Origin of the sequence: Methylotenera sp., from assembly GCF_029945705.1 — a bacterium.
Classification (GTDB): Bacteria; Pseudomonadota; Gammaproteobacteria; order Burkholderiales; family Methylophilaceae; genus Methylotenera.
The window spans coordinates 15,896-38,219 of the sequence record NZ_JAQSDC010000059.1 but is presented as its reverse complement, the minus strand read 5'-3'; the positions used below and the strand labels follow the sequence as shown (position 1 = coordinate 38,219).

The following is a 22,324-nucleotide window of genomic DNA, read 5'->3' as shown; positions in this document are numbered from 1 at the left end:
TGATATGATGAATAGACAAAAACATTTTTTATCGATTAAAACCAAATTAACTACGATTAGTCTGGTTTCAATTATATCCGCGATGCTTATTATGCTTATCGTGATGATGTCATACGAGTTTTATTTTTTTAGGCAAAATCAGTCCGTTGATTTATCGGTTCAATCAAACATCATTGCTGATAATAGTGCTACGGCTTTAGCCTTTAGCGACCCAGTTGCAACAAATGAAGTGCTTTCTGCTTTGCATACCTCACCTAGCCTAGATAGGGCGATAATCTTTTTACATGATGGCACTCTTTTTGCGGAATACAGTAAGCCAAACCTAAAGCAGTCAGAAACGTTAGTGAGACCAACTTGGTATGGCGCTCAATACACGTGGACTAAGATGATATTGTCGGAAGATATTAAGTTTAAAGGTAGTTCTGTTGGGCAGCTTGTACTTGAAGCTAACTTCAATCTGCTTTATCAACATATATTTTTGTATGGCGGAATTGCCTTACTTGCCGTTGTTGTAGCGCTTTCTTTTGCAATGCTTATGCTTCGCCCACTGATACGCTCAATTACACAGCCAATTCTGAATATGAATTATATGATGCGCCACATCACCAAGAATATAGACTATTCAGGGCGTATGGATCATATTTCTAGCGATGAAGTAGGAGAGCTGGCGACTGGTTTTAATGAAATGTTAGAGCAGATGCAACTTGCTGAAATTCGAGAAGCGTCACAAAGTAACATTATGCGCATGTTGGCTAATGACAAGCCATTAACTGATGTGCTTGAAGCTATTGTCAGTAGCGGGTTTTCTGAAAACACTGAGTATTCTAATAAAGGTGCAATTTGTTGTTTCTGGTTGCTCAACAATGATAGTACGCAGTTTTATCGAAACATATCTCTTAAGCTACCTGATTTTTATGTAGATTTTATAAAAGAGATGAAGCTTAGCAATAGTATGAGTCCATGTGCGTTGGCCGTAGCTACTGGCAAGCGTGTCATTGTTAAAGATATTCAGTTACATCCTTATGATAATAGCTATAAAGACCTTGCCAATAAAGTAGGGTTAACTACATGTTGGACACATCCAGTAATTTCTTCGACAGGAAAAGTTCAGGGCGTATTTTCTGTCTATTTCAATGAGCCCATGAGCCCTAAAGGCGCGGATATTGCCATCATGGAGCAATATGCAGATTTGGCTAGTATTGCTATTGAGCGTGATAGGGCTGAATCTGAACTCAAAATTGCAGCGACAGCATTTCAATCGCAAGAGAGTTTATTAATTACAGACGCTAATTGCATAGTATTACGAGTTAATCAGGCATTTACCAAATCTACAGGCTATGCAGCCGATGAGGTCATTGGTAAAAGTGCTTATATGTTTAAATCAAATCTGAATCCTGCGAATTTTTATGTAGAGATGTGGGATTCCATTCATAAAACTGGTATATGGCAAGGGGAGGTTTGGGCTCGGCGTAAGAATGGTGAGGTTTATCCCAAATGGCTCACTATTTCTGCGGTCAGCGGAAAGGACGGGGTAGTCAGTCATTATGTCGGTTCTGGAATAGATATTACTCAGCGCAAAGCTGCTGAAGAAGAAATCAGAAACCTTGCATTTTATGATTCGCTTACAGGTTTACCTAACCGGAGATTGCTGATTGATAGGCTTAAACATGCCTTGGCAGCCAGTGCTCGCAGTAAAATGTTCGGCGCAGTTTTATTTCTTGATTTAGATAACTTTAAGACACTTAACGACACGCTTGGTCATGATGTCGGTGATTTGCTCTTGCAACAAGTTGCTAAGCGTTTATCTGATACCTCTCGTGAAGAGGATACGATTGCGCGCATAGGGGGCGATGAATTTGTCGTAATTTTAGAAAATTTAAGCGATAAGTCCATTGAAGCTGCTGAACATGCGAAAGTGATATGTGATAAGTATTTAAGCATACTTAATGAATCTTATATGCTTTCTACGTATGTGTGCCTTAGCTCACCAAGCATTGGCGTTACGTTGTTTACTGATCATCAGTCGGGTATAGAAGAGTTGTTAAAACAGGCTGATATCGCTATGTATCAAGCAAAAAAAGCGGGGCGTAATGCAATCCGATTTTTTGACCCCAAGATGCAAGATGCGATTAACCAACTCGTGAGTTTAGACCGTGAATTGCGCGTAGCGATTGAGCAGCAACAGTTTCAATTGTATTTTCAAGTTCAAGTTGATATTACAGGTCAAGCATTGGGTGCTGAGGTGCTGATTCGTTGGATTCATCCTGAACATGGGGCAATATTGCCCCCCATATTTATTCCATTAGCCGAAGACAATGGTCTGATTTTTACTATTGGGAAATGGGTTCTGGATAAAGCTTGTGCTCAGCTTAAAGCTTGGGCGTTAAATGCTAGCACTTGTAACCTCAAGCTTTCGCTTAATGTAAGCGCGAAACAGTTTCATCAAGCAGATTTCATTAAACAAGTTAAGACGGCCATAACATATCACGCAATCAACCCAGCAATGCTAAAGTTAGAGTTGACCGAAAGTATGTTGTTAGACAATATCGAAGACACGATTAAAACCATGAATATTCTAAAAGAAATGGGCATACAATTTTCACTTGATGACTTTGGAACTGGCTACTCATCATTACAGTATCTAAAGCAATTGCCGCTTACCCAATTGAAAATTGATAAATCTTTTGTACACGACATTGCTGAAGATAGTAGCGATCAAGCAATAGTGCGTACAACCATCGTGATGGCACAAACATTAAACTTAGAGGTGATGGCTGAAGGTGTTGAGACCAGTGAACAGTACAACGTACTAATCAATAGTGGTTGCACTTGCTTTCAAGGATTTCTATTTGGACAGCCTATGCCAATCGAGCAGTTTGAAGCTCAGATAAAATTGATGTGAAATACTAATTAACAAAAAATAAATTTAAGATGAAGATTAACTGCTAAAAATAAAAACAATAACTTATATATGTTTTTTTAAGAGAGTTTTCTAACAGTTAATTGTTTTCATCTTAAATATAAATCTACTTATAATTAGTTTATCTGCGACTGCCAAATCGCTGATATAGCATCGGCAACAGAATCAACGTTAAAATAGTGCTAGTGAATAAGCCGCCAATGACTACTATGGCTAAGGGTTTCTGAATTTCCGACCCCGGCCCACTGGCAAATAATAATGGCACCAAACCAAAAGCTGCGATAGTCGCAGTCATTAGCACGGGTCGTAATCTACGTTTTGCACCTTCCATTACCACATCAATTAACGGTAAACCTTCGTCTTCTAGTTGATTGAAGTAGGTCATCATCACTACACCATTCAGTACGGCAATGCCTAGCAATGCAATAAATCCCACTGAAGCTGGCACAGATAAATACTCACCTGAAACCCATAGTGCGAATACACCACCAATCATGGCAAATGGAATGTTGGCTAAAATGAGCACCGTTTGGCGAATAGAGTGAAAAGTTGAGAATAGCAAAATAAAGATCATCAAGATGGCAATAGGAATAACAATAGAAAGCCGTTGTGCCGCGCGTTGTTGATTTTCAAACTGACCGCCAAATTGAATACGGTAGCCAGACTCTAACTTGACTTGGCTAGTAATTTTTTGTTTAGCCTCCTCAACAAAGCTTACTAGATCACGGCCTTTCACATTACTTGTGACTACTATCATACGGCTTGCGCGTTCTCGATCAATTTTCACGGGTCCTTCTACACGCTGTAGATTAGCCAAAGTGGCAAGTGGCACGCTGACGCCTTCACTTGAGGTGATACGAATGTTAGCAAAGTCGGCAGGGGAGAGACGTAAGCCCTCTGCGCCTTTAATAATCAGCGGTGTGCGGCGCTCAGCTTCTTGCACAATTCCCATTTGCAAGCCTTCAACTTGAACTCGAAGGGCATCTTGAATATGTGCAATATCAAAACCTAATCTACCCGCTTTTTCGCGGTCGATATTGACAGATAAGTATTGCACACCATTATTTTCTGGCGTGTAGACATCTTGCGCACCTTGAATACCTTCTAATATCGATTTTATTTTTTCGGCTTTTTCTCCCAGTATTTTTAAGTCTGCACCATATAACTTAATGGCTAAGTCGCCTCGAACGCCTAAAATCATCTCATTCACACGCATATCAATGGGCTGTGTAAAACTGTAATCTATGCCTGCAAAATTTGCCATGACTTTACGCAAACTATCGATAATGTCGTCTTTATTTTGTGTTCGCCATTGGTCACGCGGCTTTAAAATCAAAAAGTTATCGGTTTGATTTAAGCCCATTGGATCTAAACCCAGTTCATCAGAACCTACTCGTGATACTACTTGAGCAACTTCTGGCACCTCTTTTAGAATGGCTTTTTGTATGGCGTCATCAATCGCAACGCTTTGGTTTAAGGTAATGGAAGGCAGTTTTTCTGTTCCCATAATAATGTCACCTTCATCCATGGTTGGCATAAAGGTTTTACCAATTTGCGTATAAATGAGCGCAGTCAAAATCAAAAATATGATTGCAATTATCATCACAAGTTTACTTCGCTTCAACGCCATCTTTAAAACTGGCGTGTAAGCTCGTAAAGCTTGGCGCACTAGCCAAGGCTCTGCATGATGCTTTTTGGTAATCAACATCGCAGCAAATACAGGAATAACTGTGAGCGACAATAGTAACGATGCAGCCAAGGCAAATACAATAGTGAGTGCTACAGGCGCAAATAGCTTGCCTTCTAAGCCTTGTAAGGTGAGCAATGGCAAAAATACGACAATAATAATCACAATGCCTGAGATGACAGGCGTACTAACTTCTTTGACTGCTTGTAAAATCAAGGCAACCTTATTGCTCTTTCCATCGTAATGAGCAAGTTTAGATTCTATATTTTCAACCACGACAACGGCTGCATCTACCAGCATACCAATAGCAATCGTCAGCCCACCTAGACTCATTAAATTAGCGCTTACGCCAAAATAGCGCATCAACATAAACGTCACTAATGCAGAAAGAGGCAATACTAAAGCTACGGTAATCGCCGCGCGAATATTACCCAAAAATAACATGAGTAAAATCATCACAAGCACAATGGCTTCAAGCATGGCTTTAGAAACGCCATGAATTGCTTTATCGACTAAATTACCACGGTTGTAAAAGACATTCAGTTTTATGCCTTTGGGCAAAGTAGGTTCAATTTCAGCTAATTTAGTTTTTACACTTTCGACTAATTTTTGTGCATTTGCACCACGCAAACCCAGCACCAAGCCTTCGACTACTTCACCTTGTCCATTGTGGCTGACAGAGCCATTACGTGTTAGGTTGCTAATATTCACGCTAGCAATATCTTTAACTCTAACCACAAGGTTAGCATCTGCTTTCACTACAGTATTTAAAATATCACTCAGTGCATTGATACGGCCTTCACTGCGTACAATAATAGCTTCCTCACCTTGACTGAGTCGTCCTGCACCATCGTTGCGGTTATTACGCACTAGTGCCGTTTGTAAGCTATCTAAAGTAATGCCACGTGCTTGCATGGCGTTTAAATCAGGTACTATTTCAAAGGTTTTAACTTTTCCACCCAGTGAATTTACATCTGCTACACCCTCTAAGCCTCTCAGTTGAGGTCTAATCACCCAGTCTAATAGGCTGCGATGCTCGGTTAGGCTTAAGCCACCACCTTCTACAGTAAACATCAACATTTCACCCAGCGGCGTAGTCATAGGCGCAATTCCACCGGTGGCATCGCTCGGTAGGTCGCCACGCACAGCATTAATGCGTTCTGCTACTTGGTTGCGCGCCCAATATATATCAGTGCCATCAGCAAAATCGATTGTAATATCGGTAAGCCCATATTTAGCTACTGAGCGCAACATGGTTTGATTCGGCAAGCCTAACATTTCAATTTCAAGCGGTGCAGTAATACGTGCTTCGACTTCCTCCGGCGTTAAACCAGGTGATTTCATAATGATTTTTACCTGCGTACTTGAGACGTCAGGAAATGCATCGATCGGCAGTTCTTTTGCTGCATATAGCCCACCGAATAAAATACAGGCGGTGAATATTAAAGTAAGTAGTGGATTTTTAAGCGAAATTTCAATCAGTTTATTCATGGTTATTCTCCACCCAAGCCTTGCCAACTAGCTTTAATGCCAGCCGTACCACTGATCACAATTTCTTCAGTGCCGTTAAATTCACCAGTAATGCTAGTAACCTCACCTTGAGTATTCAGCACCTTTACCTCACGCACTTCAAAGCCAGTGCCTGTTTGCACGAACACCACTACGCGTGATTGATGATTCACCAACGCGCTTGTTGGTACTTTAAAGCTATTCACGTTTGCACCCGAAACGGATGAAATGATGACATCCACCATTTGGCTGGGAAATAACTGATTAACGCCATGACGTACTTCAGCACGAACGATTGCAGTTTGGTCTTGTGCACGCATGCTAGGCAGCACTGTCATCACTGTGCCTGATGCATCTAGGTCTTTAATGGTAATTAACGCCCCTTTTTGAATAGGGTTATTTTTAAGATCAGTCAACGGCACATGCGCCTCAATCCAAAGTGGGTTTAATTGTGCAATTCTCAACAATGGCGTTACTGCCTCGATGCGCTGCCCCTGTGTAACCATTTGCTCTAGCACTACGCCAGAAATTGGCGCAATTAACGCAATGCCATTCTGATAGTGTCCACCTTTTTCAAGTTGATTAATTGCTCCATCACCCATGCCAGAGAGCTTAAGTAATTGACGGCGCTCATTCATCTGCGCTGCTGTTTCAAAGTGACTATTTTGTGATGTTTGCAAGCGCTTTTCGGCAATGATGCCATCTTTAAATAATGCTTCATCTCGGTCTAGCGACTGCCTAGCCAAACGTCTTTGCGCATTACTTTGTAGATATTCTCGCTGCATACTAATGAGTTCTGGGCTAACAATATGTGCCAGTACTTGGCCTTTTTTAACCGTTTGACCTGCCGTTACCTGTAACTGATCAACCAACCCTGCATAAGCACTGCTTACTACACGAATTTGGTTGACTGGCACGACGACTTCCGCAGGGTAAACTTGACCTGAAGCCTTGGTTTCCGCTTGTAATTTTACGGTTTTAACGTTCAAGTTCTTTTGTTGTATTGCTGTCATTTTCATAACATCTGCAGCGATCGCTTGGCCGCAATAAAGTACTAATAAAGTGAAATATAGCGTGAATCTCATGGTAGTTCTCCTACTGCTTGATTAAAGCGCGCAGTATTCCAAAGTTGTTGAATTTGCTGGTTTTTTAGGCTTCTGTCTGCATTGAATGCTTGTGCCTGAACGCGCATTAAGTCGCTTAAATCTAGCTCACCTAATTGAAAGGCTTTACGAGTAACATTTAAACTTTGATGTGCGATGCTATTTTGTTTCAAAAGGACATCTAATTGAATGATGCCAATCTCATAGTTGTGTTCAGCTTCGTGCATGGCTGCTGCAAGTAATTGTTTTAATTGACTTAGATTAACCTGTTGCTCCGCATGTTGCATTTCGGCAGCAGCCAATAAAGGCGCGTTGCGCGATTCAGTCTGTAATGGAATACGCAAAGTGATGCCTAGACTGTTATTAAATTGCGCATCAGAGGCACCGCGTAAACTACGCGTTCCGATGATCACAGTTGGGTTGTCGCGGGACTCAATTTTGGTTAAATTGCTACGCTGTTCACTAAGCGCGATTTTATCGTTAGCCTCAACCAAGGCTGGGTGTGTTTGGTCTAAGTCATTTTTGTCGGATTTCATTTCCGTAAACTCAGCAGGAATCACTTTCAAACCCGTTAAATTGATATAGCGGAACTTAGCATGCTGAACTTCGGCTTCTGCATAAATTTTTTCAGATTCAGCTTGTAAGGTTTCAGTCTGAGAGACTAGTAAATCCTTTTGCGCCATATCACCAAGTGTTACGCGTTTTTCAATATCTCGCTGTAATTGGCTTGCAGCGTCATATTTATTGTTGGCAATATCAGCTAAACCTTGCATTAGCTTAATTTCCCACAGCGCGTCTCGCACCATGCCAGCTAATTGCAATCGTATATTTTGTGTATGGCTATTTAGGTTTTGTAATGACGCATTTGCAATCGCCTCGCGCGCTTTTCGCTGACCACTTAACCAAATTGGTAACTCAACGCCAAGCTCCCATTCGCTTTCACCATTGCGGCTCAATAATTGGTCATTTTGATTGCGCAGCATTATGCTAGGCGCAGCAGGTAATAAGCCTTTAGCATGAATTTGACGCGCTTCAAGCTCTAGCTTTTTAGCGTTGAGTAATTGGCTATTGGGATAATTTGGTAGAGATTTTTCTACCAAATTATGTAGGGTAAGGGTGCTGTCTGAGGTCAATGTATCTTCATGCTGCATTTCTTCAGCGCGTGATAAAGCGCTATTAAAGAGACAGGATAAAAATAGTGCCCACACCAAGTAATGTGGTTTAAACATAAAAACTCCTAATTAAATCGACTGATTAAAACAACCAAATAATAGTTAGCTATTATTAAGCCCAGCTTAAGTGATTTAATTAGTAAGGCGGCGCACGGGGACTTTGAAGTGAGTAGGGGGTGTGACGGTACTTAGAAGTTTGCAGAAAGCTAGGTTTTAATGGGCTGGCTTTATTAAATACGATTGAAATAATTGTGAACAAAACAGCCAACATTGCAAGGTTGTCATCAATATCATCGGCTTTTGATACTTTAATGCCATTTGCAACAGTTACAATTGCACCAATGCTAGGTTGATCGCTTAACTGTGTATTGGCAATCACTTGATTATTACTTGTAGGACTAACTTCATTGGAATGTATGTGAAAGCCATGCACTTTAGAGTCGTCCAAACCATAGGCATGCGCGTGTATAAACGGTGCAAAAAATTGCAACATGACTAAACACAGCATTAAACAGTTTTTACTAAGCTTGAGCATTGTATGAATATTATACTGATTAAATCAAAATCTCATATTTGAACTTATTATTTTCAACTATTCTTAGTCAGCATAGCCAGATAAAGCGCTTCAACTTTATCGCGTGCCCATGGCGTTCTGCGTAAGAATTTTAAGCTGGATTGTATGCTAGGATCATTGCTGAAACAGTTGACAGGAATGCGATCTGCTAAGCCATTCCAGCCATAATGGTTTACTAAGTCCGTCACTATTTGCTCTAGTTTAATACCATGTAACGGGTTGTTGTGTTGAGTAGGTGTAGTGGTAGTCATGTTATAAAAAACGATCCAGAAGTTTTCTACTGGCTTTGTCTAATTGGTCTATTTCAGGAATCAAGAAATCAATGCCATGACTATCAGAAATAAGCAGGCTGGTAGGAGTTAATCGGCGAATATGATCTTCAGATTTCAAGGTGAGTGTTGCTTCGCCGCGATTCGTCATCAGCTGCCAAGTGCTAGGCGTGGCAAAGCTAGTGACGTGTATGATGCGATGAATTTCTGGCATGAATTCTCTTTGCGCCAATTCCTCTGCGATAAGTATGCGTATATCTTCTGGCAAGTCTGAAAGTTGATTAATCCAAGCCAGTTCATGACCTTCACGATTGAGTAATGACAGTCCTTCATTCGCGGCTGAGATTGGGAAAGCGCGGACTGGATACACGCCGTTGTGAACCTCATTGTTACGCGTGGTGAGTTGCAATTGTCCTGCGGGATTGCGTATTAGTTTGAAGTCTTCGAAAGTTTGATTCATGATGATGTGTTCATTTCTTTGCTGGCAATCTTATCATCAGCACTTAAGTCATCTAGATCCGTATCCACATTTCTAGCCTGTGCTTGGTAAAGTCGGTAATAAGCGCCTTCTTTTGCCATTAATTCATCATGGCTGCCAATTTCAACCACTTCGCCTTGGTCTAACACTACTAGGCGATTGGCTTTATGCAAGGTAGAAAGGCGATGCGCAATGGCGATAGTTGTACGACCCTGAACCAAATTATCGAGTGCTTTTTGAATTTCTTTTTCAGTTTCTGTATCGACTGAAGCGGTTGCTTCGTCCAATATCAAAATATGCGGATCTATGAGCAATGCTCGTGCAATTGAAATGCGTTGGCGTTCACCACCAGATAAGCCATGACCACGTTCTCCAACTAAGGAGTCATAACCATGCGGCAGCCGTAAAATAAACTCATGTGCATGCGCAGCTCGTGCCGCAGCGACAATTTCGGCGCGACTTGCATCAGGTTTTCCGTAAGCAATATTGTCTGCAATGCTGCCAAAGAATAAGAATGGATCTTGTAATACCAGCCCAATATTACGCCTATATTCTGAAATAGGCAGAGAGCGAATATTGACACCATCTAGGCTGATTGAGCCACTAGAAACATCATAAAAACGGCACATGAGATTGACCAGCGTACTTTTGCCAGAACCACTATGACCAACCAAGCCTATCATTTCGCCTGGTTGTATAGTTAGGTTGATGTTTTTAATCACAGTGCGATTGCCGTATCGAAAGCCTGCATTAGTAATTTCAATTTTTCCTGTAACATTGTTCAAATGCACTGGATTAGTGGCTTCTGGAACACTAGAAACATGATCAAGAATATCAAAAATACGCTTGGCACCAGAGGCAGCTTTTTGCGTCACTGAAACAATACGGCTCATAGAATCTAAGCGGGTATAAAAGCGGCTAATATAGGCGAGAAAAGCGGTTAATACGCCCACGCTGATTTCGTTACGGGATACTTGCCAAATGCCAAATGCCCAGACTAATAACAAGCCAATTTCCGTTAGTAAAGTTACGCTGGGCGAGAATAGCGACCAGATTTTATTAATACGGTCATTCACTATCAAGTTTTGTTGATTGGCTTCACGGAAGCGGGTGGCTTCACGATTTTCTTGTGCAAAAGCCTTCACCACGCGAATGCCCGGTATGGTATCTGCCAACACATTGCTTACTTGTGACCATACCCTGTCAATTTTTTCAAAGCCGGTGCGTAGGCGGTCGCGCACTAGGTGAATCATCCAGGCAATGATGGGTAGTGGTAGCAGGGTGATGAGCGCTAGCTTGGCATTGATGGAAATTAAAATCGCTGCTGTCATGATGATCATCAGGACATCGGTAGCAAAGTCGAGTAAATGTAAGGATAAAAATACACAGATTCGGTCAGATTCAGAGCCGATTCGCGCCATTAAATCACCTGTACGCTTTCCGCCAAAATACTCTAAGGAAAGTCGAAGTAGATGTTCGTAGGTGATGGTTCTGAGGTCGGCACCGATACGTTCGCTCACTAGAGCCAGAATGTAAGTGCGCGCCCAGCCTAAGCTCCAAGCCAATAGTGCCGAGCCTAGTAAGCCGACAAGTAGCAAAGAAACCATGTTTTTATCAATAGGCACGCCATTTTGATAAGGAATTAATACCTTATCCATCAGTGGAATGGTTAAATAAGGCGGCACCAAAGTCGCAGCGGTTGACGCTAGCATCAGCAAAAATCCCGCAAGCAGTTGCCATTGGTAAGGCTTTGCAAAGCGCCACAACCTAAATAATGTCCAAGTCGAAGGCGGCGCATCTAAGGTGCGGCTACATTGTGGGCACTCATCCTGATCAGCTGTCATGGCAAACTGACACTTTGGGCACGGTTCTGTTGGCTCTATGCTGATAGCCTGCCCAGTCACAAGCTTGTTGATTTGTTGCACAAACTGCTTAACAAAACGTAAAGTTGCGGTATTATTTTCTAAAGTCAAAAACCAGTAGGCGGTTCTTTTTCCTTGCTCAAATAGCTCGATTTTTCCTACGCCAGCATGGTCGCGATACTCGAGCTTTAAATTTACGTCATATTGAAACTCTGCTGTTTGCGCTTTGGTTTCCAGCGTTTGCGGCTCAATATGAAGTAAACGTTGATTGGTAATGACCAACAAACTTTTTTTAAAATAAAGCTTGTTATCCAAGTTGATTTCCAGCCAGCCATGCATCGTTTCAGCACTCATTAATCGTGCAGACACGTTTGCTTGCCAATCATCAGGTAGTGGCTTTAGGGCGGAGTTTAAATGTTGTATTTGCTTGTTCACGGCTGCTGAGTTTACTACAATCACCGAGCCTTACAAATAAATATAAATCTGTTACTGTGTGGCAGTCTGTCAGCTTTATGTCAGCTAAATACGATAAAATCGAATGACATTATTTCAATAATATTAATCTGGATAGATTGATGCAATTTCTCAAAATATTACCTCTGCATGGCCCAAATATATGGACGTATCGTCCAGTGTTAGAGGTATGGCTAGATATTGGTGCGTTAGAAGACTCACCATCCAATACCATCCCAGGTTTTTATGAACGTCTCAGTTCATGGCTTCCTTCGCTCATTGAGCATCGTTGTGGCATAGGTGAGCGCGGTGGATTTTTGTTGCGCGTAAAAGAGGGCACTTGGGCTGGTCACATACTAGAACACGTTACGCTTGAGTTGCAAACCTTAGCAGGTATGCAGGGCGGCTTTGGTAAAGCGCGCAGCACCTCTGTGCGAGGTATCTACAAAGTTGTTGTACGTTCACGTAATGAAAAAGTCAGTCGAGCAGCACTAAATGCAGGGCGCGACTTGATTATGGCTGCGATAGAAAACAAGCCATTTGATGTCGCTGGCACCGTTGCAACCCTGCGCGAACTGGTGGATGACTATTGCTTAGGCCCCAGCACCGCTTGCATTGTAGATGCCGCTACAGAGTTACGCATTCCCTCTATCCGTTTGACTGAAGGCAATTTAGTGCAGCTTGGTTATGGCTCAGCTCAACATCGTGTTTGGACCGCCGAAACGGATATGACTAGCGCGATTGCTGAAGGCATTTCACGTGATAAAGATTTAACTAAGCAACTGTTACAAAATTGCGGCGTGCCAGTACCTGAAGGCCGTATTGTAGAAAGCCCAGAAGATGCTTGGGAAGCGGCTGAAGATATAGGCTTACCTGTTGTCGTCAAGCCAAGTGATGGTAACCATGGCCGTGGCGTTTCTACCGAACTGATGACGCGCGTTGACGTTGAGGCAGCATTCAAACTTGCTGACGAAGAGGGTAGTGAGGTCATTGTCGAGCGATTTATACGTGGTAATGAGCATCGCCTGTTAGTTGTAGGTGGAAAATTAGCCGCCGCCGCGCGTGGAGAATCCGTTTCGGTGATTGGCGATGGCGTGTCTACGGTTCGCCAGTTAATTGACCTGCAAGTCAATACAGATCCTAGAAGGGGTGAGGCTGAAGAATTTCCATTGGAGCCGCTACTGATTGATAAAACGCCATCTGTTATTTTCGAGATTAACCGGCAAGGGCATACGCCTGATTCAATTTTGTCAAAAAATGTTTCTATTATTGTGCAACGTAATGGCAATGTGGCTATTGACGTGACTGATTTAGTTCACCCAGAAGTTGCTGCCGTAGCTGCCTTGGCCGCACGCATTGTCGGCCTTGATATCGCCGGTATTGATATGGTTGCGGAAGATATTTCTCGCCCGCTAGCCGAGCAAGGTGCAGCGATTGTTGAAGTGAATGCAGGGCCAGGTTTGTTAATGCATCTTAAACCTGCGCAAGGCGAGGCACGCCCAGTAGGTAAAGCGATTGTTGAAAGCTTATTTAGTAGTGAAGACTCTGGTCGAATTCCACTGGTAGGCATTGCAGGTACTCATGGAAAATCTCAAGTTGCCCAAATAGTGGCAAGCTTAATTCAGCTCAGTGGTTTACATACGGGACTAGCTTGCGCGGATGGTTTGTATGTAGATGAGCGTCAATTAGATAAAAAAGATTGTGCTAATTGGACTGCTGCCCAAAAGTTACTCATGAATCGCAAAGTGCAAGCGGCGGTGATTGAGAGTAGCGCCGCTACCATTTTGGGTGAAGGCTTGGGCTACGACCGTTGCCAGGTAGGTATTATTACTAATATTGAACCAGAGAAACACTTTGGAGAATATTACATAGAAACGATTGAGCAAGTTTACAATGTGATGCGCACACAAGTTGATGTAGTATTGGATAACGGCGCGGCTGTATTGAATGCTGAAGATCCACTAGTGGCCATGATGGCGGAGTTGTGTGATGGCGAAGTGATATTTTTTGCGCAAAATGCTGAATGTGAAATAGTAAGTGAGCATTTAGCCAATGCTGGGCGGGCGGTGATATTAAAGGATGGATATATCGTACTTGCCCATGGGGGAGTGCAAACGCCTTTGGTGAGTTTGGCGGTTATTCCAGCATTGAATAATCAACCCGCAACAGTAGAGATTACAAGTTTCTTGGCTGCCGCAGGCGCTGCATGGGCGCTTGGTATTTCACCCGATCTTATTGTTACAGGTATCAACACGTTCATAATTAAACCTGCCAACCTTGCTAAAATCTAACAACTAAAACAATCATCATTAACATCATAAAATCAATACAATAAGGAAAACTGTTTAATGCAAGTCAATCGTGTTCGAGCACTTCGCGGTCCTAATTTATGGAGCCGACATACCTCTATTGAAGCGGTTGTGTCTTGTGACGAGCTAGAGCGCTGCATCGCCAATATCAGCGGTTTTGAAGTGCGACTTCGTGAGCGCTTTCCTGAGATTGGTATGTTGCAACTAGGCGGTCATACTGAAGCTGTGACGATGGCGCATGTGTTAGAACTTACCGCCTTGGCGCTACAAGCTCAATCGGGAAGCCTAGTGACTTTTAGTCGTACCACGGCAACACCGGAACCTGGCGTGTTTCAAGTCGTGTTTGAATATAGCGAAGAAGAAGTTGGTCGTAGGGCGCTTGAGTTAGCGGAAAGTCTTTGCCAAGCTGCAGTGGCAGATACGCCATTTGATTTGGATGCTGCACTCACAGCGTTGAAAGACCTCGATGAAGATGTCCGTCTAGGACCTAGTACCGATTCTATTGTGCAAGCTGCAGTAGCTAGAGGAATACCATACAGACGATTAACTGAAGGTAGTTTGGTACAGTTTGGCTGGGGTAGTCGTCAGCGTCGCATTCAAGCCGCTGAAACAGATCGCAGTAGTGCGATTGCCGAAGCGATTGCGCAAGATAAACATTTAACAAAAAAATTACTCGATGCGGCTGGAGTAGCAGTACCATTTGGTCGGGAAGTTTCCACGATAGAAGAAGCATGGGCCGCCATGCTTGAAATTGCGGGGCCTGTTGTTGTTAAGCCGAAAGATGGAAATCAGGGCAAAGGTGTGACGGTGAATATAGTCACACGTGAACAGCTTAATGATGCTTTTATTGCGGCATCTAAAATTAGTTCAGAAGTATTGGTTGAGCGTTTTATCACAGGTAGTGACTTCCGATTGCTGGTTGTTGGCAATCAAATGGTTGCGGCAGCAAGACGCGACCCGCCGATTGTGTTGGGAGACGGTGTGCGCACTGTTCGCGCTTTGGTCGAGCAGGTAAATAGCGACCCACGTCGTGGTTCTGGTCATGCGACTTCGCTCACTAAAATTCGCATAGACGATATTGCATTAGGCTGCTTAGCCGAACAAAACTTAAATGCAGACTCAGTGCCTAGCAAAGGTCAGCGCGTGGTGATGCGCAGTAACGCTAATTTGAGTACAGGCGGCTCAGCAACCGATGTTACAGATGACGTACACCCTGAACTAGCCGCTACCGCAGTGGCCGCTGCGCAAATGATAGGTTTAGATATTTGCGGTGTAGATGTGATGTGCGATAGCGTATTGCATCCACTTGAAGCGCAAGGTGGTGGCATTGTAGAAGTGAATGCCGCGCCAGGTTTGCGCATGCATCTGCAGCCTTCTTATGGCAAAAGTCGCAAAGTAGGGGGCGCTATTTTATCTACTATGTTTGCCGCTGATGAAGATGGCAGAATTCCACTGGTGACTGTTGCAGGTACCAATGGTAAAACAACAACGGTACGTTTAATTTCGCATATCCTCACTTGCCAAGGATTGAGAGTTGGCATGACTAACTCAGATGGCGTTTATATTGAAGGCCGACGAATTGATACTGGTGATTGCAGTGGTCCAAAAAGCGCCCGTAATGTATTAATGCATCCAGATGTAGATGCTGCTGTGTTAGAAACGGCCAGAGGCGGCGTGTTACGTGAAGGTTTAGCGTTTGACCGTTGCAATGTCGCGGTGGTGACGAATATTGGTATGGGCGACCACTTAGGATTAAGCTATATCACCACCGTGGAAGATTTAGCCGTCGTTAAAAGAGTCGTTGTGCAAAATGTTGCGCCTAACGGCATGGCTGTATTAAATGCTGCTGATCCAATGACTGTGAATATGGCTGCAGCATGTCCTGGCGCTGTGACTTTCTTTGCACAAAATGGTCAGCTACCTGTGATTGCTACCCACCGCGCCCATGGGCATCGTGTGGTGTATGTTGAAGGTGGGCAGATAGTTGCCGCACAACAGCACAATGAATATCGTATTGATCTAGCGAAAATTCCATTGACTCGGAACGGTACGATAGGCTTTCAAGTTGAGAATGCCATGGCTGCAATTGCGTCTGCATGGGCGTTAAACGTTAAGTGGGATATTATTCTTCAAGGCGTCTCAACTTTTGTTAACGATGCGCAAACCGCACCAGGCCGCTTTAACTTTTTTGAATATCGTGGCGCCAGCGTCATTGCTGATTACGGACATAATCCAGATGCGATTGTAGCGCTAGTCAGTGCGATTGAAAATATCCCAGCAAATAAACGTATGGTAGTGATTAGTGGCGCTGGAGACCGCAGAGACGTAGACATCAGCCGTCAATCAGAAATTTTAGGTGATGCTTTTGACGAAGTGATACTCTATGAAGACCAATGCCAACGCGGTCGCGCAGATGGTGAGGTGCTTGCGCTATTAAGAAGCGGCCTGTCAAATGCTAGACGCACTAAAAGAGTAGATGAAATACGTGGAGAGTTTGTGGCGATTGATGCGGCATTGTCACGTTTGGAAAAGGGCGATTTATGCCTCATCCTAATTGATCAGGTTGATGAGGCGCTGGCTTATATAGCACAGCAAATCTCACAAGCTTAATTCAACTAAACTTGTTACAATCAGGCCCCGAGATTTTACGAACTCCACTAGAGGTCAACACACTATGCCCAGTATTTTATTTGGACATAACCAACCTGAGTTAATAGCAACTGAGATTCTTGCTGATATTTTTGAAGCAACTGCAGAGCGTTTACCTAATCAAACGGCTTTGATTTTTGGCGAACACAAGCTTAGCTATTCTGAACTGAATGATCGAGCAGATCTAGTAGCTTCAAATTTGATCGACCATGGTGTTATTACAGGGCAGATTATTGGTCTCTGGCTACCACGGGGCATAGAGTTACTAGTGATGCAGTTGGCAATAGCCAAGACAGGTGCTGCTTGGTTACCCTTTGATGCAGATACGCCAGCCGAGCGTGTTGCAGTTTGCTTGGGTGATGCGAGTGCTTTTGGCTTAATTAGTTGTGATACGAATATCAAGCAGTTAGCTGATTTAACTTCTGCAGCTTTATCTAGTGCGTTATGGAGTTCAGATAGCTTACTTACTCCAACTAAGGGCACAATAAAAAGACGTGTTGGCGCCTTGCCAGAACATCCTGCTTATGTGATTTACACCTCTGGTTCTACAGGTAAGCCTAAAGGCATTCTGGTGAACCAAGGCTCAATTTGCCATTTTTTGCGTAGTGAAAACAGTCGATTAGGCGTTATCGCCTCAGACCTTGTCTATCAGGGTTTCTCCGTAGCATTCGATATGTCTTTTGAAGAAATATGGATTAGCTATCTAGTGGGTGCTACGTTGTGGATTGCACCCAAAGAGTTAGCAACCGACCCTGAGGCGTTACCACAAGCTTTATTTGAGCAAAAGGTGACTGTACTGCATGCAGTGCCAACTTTGCTTGCATTGTTCAATCGAGAGCTGCCAAATCTACGTATTATTAATCTTGGTGGAGAGGCTTGTCCTGAATCGCTGGCCAATAAATGGGCTACTCCTGAACGCAAAATGTTCAATACTTACGGGCCAACAGAGGCGACGGTCTCTGCTTCATTGGCTCAATTACAAGCGAACGAGCCTGTGATTATCGGCTTGCCACTGCCAAACTACATACTGCTTGTGGTGGATCCTGATCCAACAGTTAGCTTGCGTTTACTTGATCTTGGCGAAACAGGGGAACTATGCATCAGTGGCCCAGGTGTGGCGATTGGCTATCTTGGACGACCAGAACTTACCGCTGAAAAATTTTTAACCAATCCATTTGCAACTGGGCTGCATGACCAAAGGCTTTATCGTACGGGTGATCTTGCGAGAATTGACGAGGCTGGTCGAGTTCAATGTTTAGGAAGAACTGATGATCAAGTCAAAATTAGAGGTTTTCGTGTAGAACTAGGTGAGATTGAAGCGGCACTTTCTGCCCAAAATCACATAGGAACAGCCGCAGTCATTTTACGGCAAGATGATGGCCTAGAGCGTTTGGTTGCATATATCGTAAGCGAAAATGGTGATGATATTGCTACATCTCAATTACGTGCAGCTTTAGCCGAAACTTTACCGCCTTATATGGTGCCTGCTTATTTTGTGATACTTACAGAAATGCCGCGACTCACTTCAGGTAAGATTGATCGTAAAGCGCTACGTGCTTTACCTTTAAGCATCTCAACTAACGAAAATAGTGATTCAGATAGCCCAGATAATCAAGCTGAAGAAGTGTTGTTTACCGCCCTAAATAGACTTTTTCCTGGTCAACCGATACGGCGTGAAGCAGATTTTTTTACCGATTTAGGTGGACACTCTTTATTGGCGGCGAGATTAGCTTCGGCAATACGAGCTAGTGAAACGTTTTCTAGTTTTACTGTGCGAGATATTTATCAATATCGCCAAATTGGACGTATCGCTGAAATTTTAAATGAAACGCCTGTTAATTTGCCTGTTGTAGAGTCAACTTGGGTACCGCCATCCACGACTAAGCGATGGCTATGTGGTGCGGCGCAAGCTTTAGTGGTGCCTATGTTGGTGTTGCTGCGCATGTCACAGTGGCTGGCTTCATTTTTTACTTATCATTTCTTTACTGGCGACCCAGGTGACTCTATTGCTAAAGCCGTTGCGGCCTCTATAGGTGTTTTTTTACTGGTCACAGTGCTTAGTTTTGTCATCGCAATCGTTGGTAAATGGTTGGTAGCAGGCAAACTTAAAGCAGGACGCTATCCGCTGTGGGGCGCTACATATTTCCGCTGGTGGCTTTCTGACCGCCTAATTGAAGGTGCTCCGCTATATATGTTGGGCGGTTCTTCGTTATATGTGTGGTGGCTGCGAGCGCTTGGAGCAAAAGTTGGAAGCGAGGTTAATATTGGCTCATTGAGCTTACGTGCTCATGATTTATTAAAGATTTCAGATGGCGTCAGTATTGGCAATGCAGTCAATTTAGAAAATGCTAGGGTGGAGCATGGTGAGTTAGTTTTAGGTAACATTTTTATAGCAAAAGAAGCCTGTGTGGACTCTTATGCCATATTAGAAGGTAATACCAGTGTAGGCGAATACGCTCGTGTTGAAGGGCTATCTGCCCTTAGTGATGGCATGCACGTGCCAGCAAAACGTATTTGGGGTGGTTCGCCAGCAAAAGAGTTAGGCACTTTTGATGAAAGTTTGCATGTGCCTCGTCCTGCGGTTTCTAAAATCCGTTTAATTTTAGAAGCACTATTTTTTATATTTGGCGTACTAGTTACAGCAGTATTGTTTTTCATCCCTATTTTCCCAAGCATGATGTTGGTTGATCGTATGGATGAAAGTTATCCATGGCTTGAGCATGGCAGCACGTCGTTTCAATTGGTTAAATATTTCTTCTTAGCATTTCCTGCTATTGCGGTGCTTATTATCTGTACGGCTTTGATTTCAGCCGCATTGCGTTGGATTGTCTTGATGCGTGTAAAGGCTGGTCGATGGCCTGTACATAGCAATGTATATTGCCGTCGCTGGTTGGTGAATCAAATTCAAGAGTCAAGTTTAAACATTCTGCATGGTGTTTATGCGACTGTATATGCGCCATTTTGGTACCGTTTATTAGGTGCAAAAGTCGGACGAGATGCTGAAATCTCTACAGCACAAGGTGTGGTGCCAGATTTACTCACTTTGGGTGATGAGTCGTTTATTGCCGATGGTGTGATGCTTGGTGATGAGTCTATACAAGGCGGTTGGATGCAAACCCGACCCACCGTAATTTCAAAACGCAGCTTTGTTGGTAATGGTGCATACATTCCTGATGGAACAATCATTCCTGAAAATGTCTTGATAGGAGTTCATTCACGTGCGCCAAGTAATGAAGCGATGAGCAAGGGTGATACGTGGCTTGGTTCGCCAGCCATTAATCTATCTGCGCGAGAAGAAACTGTCGGTTTGTTTCCCGAATCACTTACATTCCACCCTTCAATTTTACGCAGAATAGGGCGCGCATTAGTAGAAGCTTACCGTATTGTGACGCCACACGCAGTGGTGATAGCCGTTGGTTATACTGTGGTGCTTAATGCCATGCCATATGCAGCTGCAGAGCAATGGGGCATTGTGGCTTTACATTTAATTGCAGCAGGTCTGTTATATGGCCTAGGTGGTTTTATTTTTATTGCCATTCTTAAATGGACATTAATATTCCGTTACGACAAGCGCTCTCAACCAATGTGGACATCATTTGTATGGATGTCTGAAGGCATTACTAATCTTTATGAAGGCCTTGTAGTACCTAATTTTATGCGTTACTTACGCGGCACTCCATGGTTGCCAATGGCGTTTAATTTATTAGGCTGTCATATCGGGCGAGGCGTGTATTTAGATACCACTGACTTGACCGAGTTTGACTGTGTAACGATAGGCGAATTCAGCGAACTCAACGCGCTGGTATGTCCACAAACCCATCTGTTTGAAGATCGTATTATGAAAATTGATCATGTGAATATCGGCAAGCGAGTGAGTATCGGCGCGCGTAGCACCGTTCTTTACAGCGCTTACGTGGCAGATAATGTTAAATTAGGACCGCTCACATTGGTGATGAAAGGCGAAAGTATTCCAGCTAATTCGCGTTGGTGGGGCTGTCCAGCGATTCCAGATAGAACATAATGCTACAGCAGCGGCTTTCTGTATTTGAGTGGCCGAACGATGCAGGCAAGTTAAGCCTAGAAAATGGCTTGCTCGTTATTGCATTAAAAACACCGCCAACCATGCAACGCCAAGAAGCTAGGCAGCTTATTAGGTTGGCTATCCAAGAAGTATTAGCTTTGTTGCTTTATTGCGACGTCAGTGAAATTGACTTGCTTTCTCAAGCGGGTCAGGCAGTTAAGTTGTTAAATGCACAGCATAATATTGGACTTTCTATTAGTCATGAAGTTGGGTTGTCGCTAGTCGCAATCAATATGTATGGTGCTGTTGGTGTTGATGTGATGGCAATAAGTAGTGTTCCTGAAGATGCTGAGTTGCGTACACTAGCTATTGAATATTTTGGCGTAAAGGCTGCGGAGCTTATTCTTAGCAAGCCGACACGAGAGCATAAAGAAGCTTTTGCAATGGCTTGGACGAAATTTGAAGCAGGTTTGAAGGTGAGAGGTGAAGCTTTAGTTGAGTGGAGTGCTGCACGAGATGAAAAGCTCAAAAGCATACCTGTTTGTAGGTTAGCTTTAGGTGATGGATATATTGGCGCTATCGCTTATGAAGCTACTATTTAGATATTTTAAATTATGCCTGCCAAACACCAAAACCAGCACTGCGTAAATCGATGCCAATCTCAACCTCCATGCGACTAGCTTCATCATAAGTCATAGGATTAAAACCTTCATACAAGTCTGGCAGTAAACGTAAGCCATATTGTTTTGCATATCGGTTAGATTGAATGCCAGCTTTATGTTTATCAAAACGTACATCAGGGTCTAAACCTGTCATTCCAACATAGACGCATGGCTTTCCGCTGATGTAGTTGGGATTGCATTTGATGAACTTTGCCTCAAACAGTACGTCTTTGGATAACTCAATAACATAAACGTTGTGATGTGAACGGCGAGACATATTTGATTAATATAGGTGATTAATAATATAGATGATTAAAATGCATCACCATCATGAGCTTCATAGGCATCACGTAATCTTGCGTTAATAGCATCTATGTCATCATCAGAAGACTGATTCGGCACTGTTTTATCAGATTTTACAGTTGGTTTTGATGCTGATTGGGTCTGGGCGGGAGTGGGCGAGTTTGTGAACCACTTTTCAAAAGGTGCAGCATCAACGCCTTGTGGTACATACCAGTGTTTTGATTCTGCATTCCAGCGTGCGCCTAGCGATTTGGCTTGGTCTTTCTCATTGAATGGTACTTTTAGTGCAATATTGGTTGTTGCGGTCATTTTCTTCCTAAGGTTTTTGCATTAATGCTTTTAGATAATTAGTT

14 protein-coding genes are annotated in these 22,324 nt (G+C 43.2%); 5 read left to right on the top strand and 9 right to left on the bottom strand.

The window, feature by feature from the left end; translation table 11 throughout:
* The first annotated feature begins 4 nt into the window (after positions 1-4).
* A complete protein-coding gene (locus PSU78_RS13525; RefSeq protein WP_300388876.1) occupies positions 5-2,902 on the top strand; it encodes an EAL domain-containing protein in 2,898 nt (965 codons plus the stop codon).
* A gap of 139 nt (positions 2,903-3,041) precedes the next feature.
* On the opposite strand, the gene PSU78_RS13520 is transcribed toward PSU78_RS13525, so the two are convergent.
* From PSU78_RS13520 to PSU78_RS13490, 7 genes are all read right to left on the bottom strand, one after another.
* Positions 3,042-6,098, bottom strand: a complete 3,057-nt coding sequence (locus PSU78_RS13520) for a CusA/CzcA family heavy metal efflux RND transporter (protein ID WP_300388874.1) — start codon at positions 6,096-6,098, stop codon at positions 3,042-3,044.
* A 2-nt stretch (positions 6,099-6,100) separates the two neighbouring features.
* Complete coding sequence (locus PSU78_RS13515; protein ID WP_300388872.1) at positions 6,101-7,201, bottom strand: efflux RND transporter periplasmic adaptor subunit; 1,101 nt, start codon at positions 7,199-7,201, stop codon at positions 6,101-6,103.
* The gene (locus tag PSU78_RS13510; RefSeq protein ID WP_300388870.1) at positions 7,198-8,448 is read right to left on the bottom strand and encodes a TolC family protein; all 1,251 of its coding nucleotides are present in this window, start codon (positions 8,446-8,448) and stop codon (positions 7,198-7,200) included. Before PSU78_RS13510 ends, PSU78_RS13515 begins: the two co-directional genes overlap by 4 nt.
* A gap of 79 nt (positions 8,449-8,527) precedes the next feature.
* Complete coding sequence (locus PSU78_RS13505; RefSeq protein WP_300388868.1) at positions 8,528-8,884, bottom strand: hypothetical protein; 357 nt, start codon at positions 8,882-8,884, stop codon at positions 8,528-8,530.
* Between the two features lie 95 nt (positions 8,885-8,979).
* Positions 8,980-9,216, bottom strand: coding sequence for a VF530 family protein (locus tag PSU78_RS13500; RefSeq protein ID WP_300388867.1), 237 nt, complete (start codon positions 9,214-9,216; stop codon positions 8,980-8,982).
* Between the two features lies 1 nt (position 9,217).
* Complete coding sequence (locus PSU78_RS13495) at positions 9,218-9,694, bottom strand: DUF1854 domain-containing protein (protein ID WP_300388865.1); 477 nt, start codon at positions 9,692-9,694, stop codon at positions 9,218-9,220.
* The gene (locus tag PSU78_RS13490; RefSeq protein WP_300388928.1) at positions 9,691-11,928 is read right to left on the bottom strand and encodes an ABC transporter ATP-binding protein; all 2,238 of its coding nucleotides are present in this window, start codon (positions 11,926-11,928) and stop codon (positions 9,691-9,693) included. The genes PSU78_RS13495 and PSU78_RS13490 overlap by 4 nt, the downstream gene beginning before the upstream one ends.
* 221 nt (positions 11,929-12,149) lie before the next feature.
* On the opposite strand from PSU78_RS13490, the gene cphA (PSU78_RS13485) reads away from it, so the two are divergent.
* From cphA (PSU78_RS13485) to PSU78_RS13470, 4 genes are all read left to right on the top strand, one after another.
* On the top strand, positions 12,150-14,318 hold the full coding sequence (cphA, locus tag PSU78_RS13485; RefSeq protein ID WP_300388863.1) for a cyanophycin synthetase: 2,169 nt from the start codon (positions 12,150-12,152) through the stop codon (positions 14,316-14,318).
* A gap of 57 nt (positions 14,319-14,375) precedes the next feature.
* A complete protein-coding gene (gene cphA / locus PSU78_RS13480) occupies positions 14,376-16,946 on the top strand; it encodes a cyanophycin synthetase (protein ID WP_300388861.1) in 2,571 nt (856 codons plus the stop codon).
* A gap of 64 nt (positions 16,947-17,010) precedes the next feature.
* The gene (locus tag PSU78_RS13475; protein ID WP_300388859.1) at positions 17,011-21,006 is read left to right on the top strand and encodes a Pls/PosA family non-ribosomal peptide synthetase; all 3,996 of its coding nucleotides are present in this window, start codon (positions 17,011-17,013) and stop codon (positions 21,004-21,006) included.
* Positions 21,006-21,608, top strand: coding sequence for a hypothetical protein (locus PSU78_RS13470; protein WP_300388858.1), 603 nt, complete (start codon positions 21,006-21,008; stop codon positions 21,606-21,608). The genes PSU78_RS13475 and PSU78_RS13470 overlap by 1 nt, the downstream gene beginning before the upstream one ends.
* 10 nt (positions 21,609-21,618) lie before the next feature.
* Here the strand turns inward: PSU78_RS13470 and PSU78_RS13465 are convergent, their stop codons facing one another.
* Together PSU78_RS13465 and PSU78_RS13460 are read right to left on the bottom strand one after the other, a co-directional pair.
* A complete protein-coding gene (locus tag PSU78_RS13465; RefSeq protein WP_300388856.1) occupies positions 21,619-21,945 on the bottom strand; it encodes a hypothetical protein in 327 nt (108 codons plus the stop codon).
* Positions 21,946-21,980: 35 nt separating this feature from the next.
* Positions 21,981-22,280 carry a DUF5710 domain-containing protein gene (locus tag PSU78_RS13460; RefSeq protein WP_300388854.1) on the bottom strand — a complete coding sequence of 100 codons (300 nt, stop codon included), beginning with the start codon at positions 22,278-22,280 and terminating at the stop codon, positions 21,981-21,983.
* Between the last annotated feature and the right edge of the window lie 44 nt (positions 22,281-22,324).

Excerpts from the sequence above, each read along its gene's own strand:
- PSU78_RS13525 (WP_300388876.1), top strand. The coding sequence starts at position 5 with ATGATGAATAGACAAAAACATTTTTTATCGATTAAAACCAAATTAACT.
- PSU78_RS13520 (WP_300388874.1), bottom strand. The coding sequence starts at position 6,098 with ATGAATAAACTGATTGAAATTTCGCTTAAAAATCCACTACTTACTTTA.
- PSU78_RS13515 (WP_300388872.1), bottom strand. The coding sequence starts at position 7,201 with ATGAGATTCACGCTATATTTCACTTTATTAGTACTTTATTGCGGCCAA.
- PSU78_RS13510 (WP_300388870.1), bottom strand. The coding sequence starts at position 8,448 with ATGTTTAAACCACATTACTTGGTGTGGGCACTATTTTTATCCTGTCTC.
- PSU78_RS13505 (WP_300388868.1), bottom strand. The coding sequence starts at position 8,884 with ATGTTGCAATTTTTTGCACCGTTTATACACGCGCATGCCTATGGTTTG.
- PSU78_RS13500 (WP_300388867.1), bottom strand. The coding sequence starts at position 9,216 with ATGACTACCACTACACCTACTCAACACAACAACCCGTTACATGGTATT.
- PSU78_RS13495 (WP_300388865.1), bottom strand. The coding sequence starts at position 9,694 with ATGAATCAAACTTTCGAAGACTTCAAACTAATACGCAATCCCGCAGGA.
- PSU78_RS13490 (WP_300388928.1), bottom strand. The coding sequence starts at position 11,928 with ATGAGTGCTGAAACGATGCATGGCTGGCTGGAAATCAACTTGGATAAC.
- cphA (WP_300388863.1), top strand. The coding sequence starts at position 12,150 with ATGCAATTTCTCAAAATATTACCTCTGCATGGCCCAAATATATGGACG.
- cphA (WP_300388861.1), top strand. The coding sequence starts at position 14,376 with ATGCAAGTCAATCGTGTTCGAGCACTTCGCGGTCCTAATTTATGGAGC.
- PSU78_RS13475 (WP_300388859.1), top strand. The coding sequence starts at position 17,011 with ATGCCCAGTATTTTATTTGGACATAACCAACCTGAGTTAATAGCAACT.
- PSU78_RS13470 (WP_300388858.1), top strand. The coding sequence starts at position 21,006 with ATGCTACAGCAGCGGCTTTCTGTATTTGAGTGGCCGAACGATGCAGGC.
- PSU78_RS13465 (WP_300388856.1), bottom strand. The coding sequence starts at position 21,945 with ATGTCTCGCCGTTCACATCACAACGTTTATGTTATTGAGTTATCCAAA.
- PSU78_RS13460 (WP_300388854.1), bottom strand. The coding sequence starts at position 22,280 with ATGACCGCAACAACCAATATTGCACTAAAAGTACCATTCAATGAGAAA.